Origin of the sequence: Flavobacterium sasangense DSM 21067 (assembly GCF_000686885.1) — a bacterium.
Lineage (GTDB): Bacteria > Bacteroidota > Bacteroidia > Flavobacteriales > Flavobacteriaceae > Flavobacterium > Flavobacterium sasangense.
On sequence record NZ_JMLU01000071.1, the window covers coordinates 1 to 1195 of the forward strand.

The 1195-nt window shown below is 32.9% G+C and carries 2 protein-coding genes and 1 tRNA gene; 1 reads left to right on the forward strand and 2 read right to left on the reverse strand.

The window, feature by feature from the left end; translation table 11 throughout:
• Both BP92_RS17290 and BP92_RS0113765 read right to left on the reverse strand, forming a co-directional pair.
• Positions 1-204 (reverse strand): hypothetical protein (locus BP92_RS17290; RefSeq protein ID WP_035693567.1); only part of this gene is annotated, 204 nt, incomplete at its 3' end.
• Positions 205-299: 95 nt separating this feature from the next.
• Positions 300-373 (reverse strand) — tRNA-Arg (locus BP92_RS0113765).
• Between the two features lie 71 nt (positions 374-444).
• On the opposite strand from BP92_RS0113765, the gene BP92_RS0113770 reads away from it, so the two are divergent.
• A complete protein-coding gene (locus BP92_RS0113770) occupies positions 445-957 on the forward strand; it encodes an adenine phosphoribosyltransferase (protein ID WP_026726552.1) in 513 nt (170 codons plus the stop codon).
• The last annotated feature ends 238 nt before the right edge of the window (positions 958-1195 follow it).

Sequence of the window (1195 nt, forward strand, 5' to 3'; positions counted from 1 at the left end):
TTCTTTAACCAGTTTACATCCTTGTATTTCTCTTTGTGTAAGATTTTCTATTTCATTAATTGTATATAATCTTTTTCGTTGTAGTTTGCCAGTTAGTGCATTAAAAGCGGAAAATTCAACATAGTAAGTAGGTACATTATTTTTTGAACCTTTTACCAGTTTAGCAGGTTTATAGTTGTGTATGTCTTTTTGTGTGTTTGGCATAACTAATCCTAGTTGGCGACAATTAAAAAAAGTCTGGCGATAATCTGTATTATAAATTATAATACTTTGACTATCAACAGACTTTCTTATTTTAGTGACCTCGACAGGATTCAAACCTGTAACCTTCTGAGCCGTAATCAGATGCGCTATTCAGTTGCGCCACGAGGCCGATTTTGTGAGTGCAAATATAGATATAATTGTGTAAATTGCAAACCCTAACTAGAAAAAAAGTAAATAAAAATGAACTTACAAGACTATATTCGTGATATTCAAGATTTTCCAAAACCAGGAATTGGTTTTAAAGATATAACACCGTTGTTAATTTCACCTGAAGCAACTGCTTTTTGCATAGAAACATTGGTTAATTCGTTGCAAAATCAGAAAATTGATAAGGTAATTGGAGTGGAGAGTCGTGGTTTTTTCTTTGGAATCTTATTGGCACAAAAATTAAATGCCGGATTTATTCCGGTTCGTAAACCTAAAAAACTGCCTTTTACTACGATTAGTGCTTCTTATGAATTGGAATATGGAACCGATACTTTAGAAATGCATGTAGATGCAATTCAACCCGGAGATAAGATTTTAATTCACGATGATGTTTTGGCAACAGGAGGCACTGCAAAAGCGGTTTGTGAATTAGTAGAGCAATTAGGTGGCGAAATCGTGCAAATGAATTTCTTAATGGAGTTGTCGTTTTTAAACGGTAGAGCGAAATTAGGGGATAAGGAAATCTTTGCTGCTTTGAGGTATTGATTTTGAAACATATAAATCCATAGTTCTCGGCTTATATAGCTTTCAGGTTATTTTCTTTTAAACTTCTAATTTTAGCTGCGTCATTTCGAGTGTTTTGTATTTGTAAAGCCTAAGATTTACGAATACAAAATGTATCGAGAACTAATGAATGAAAATCGTTTCTACAGTTCTCGATACAATTTTATATTTCAAAAATTAGCATTTTTAAAATCTAAAATCACTCGAATTGACGGTGGGG

Coding starts and splice junctions, on each gene's coding strand:
- BP92_RS0113770 (WP_026726552.1), top strand. CDS start 445: ATGAACTTACAAGACTATATTCGTGATATTCAAGATTTTCCAAAACCA.